Raw genomic sequence first — 240 nt, 5'->3', positions numbered from 1 at the left:
ACCGATTCTGGCGGTTGTGTTCATCCTGTCGTTTATCGCTGCCATTACTGAAGTTCCGGTCGCGTCGCTATTACTGCGTGACGTAAACAGCTACACCCTGGCCGTGGGGATGCAGCAATACCTCAACCCGCAAAACTACCTGTGGGGTGACTTTGCCGCCGCTGCCGTGATGTCTGCATTACCGATCACCATCGTCTTCTTGCTGGCTCAACGCTGGCTGGTCAACGGCCTGACGGCAGG

The 240-nt window shown here is 56.7% G+C and carries 1 pseudogene; it reads left to right on the top strand.

Annotated features, from left to right (window positions below):
• Nucleotides 1-240, top strand: a pseudogene (locus tag QP752_RS11335) (sugar ABC transporter permease); the annotation flags it as partial.

Source organism: Corynebacterium sp. UMB10321 (genome assembly GCF_030228725.1).
Classification (GTDB): domain Bacteria; phylum Actinomycetota; class Actinomycetes; order Mycobacteriales; family Mycobacteriaceae; genus Corynebacterium; species Corynebacterium pseudogenitalium.
The sequence above is the reverse complement of the archived record's forward strand: the minus strand, read 5'-3'. Positions and strand labels throughout refer to the sequence as shown.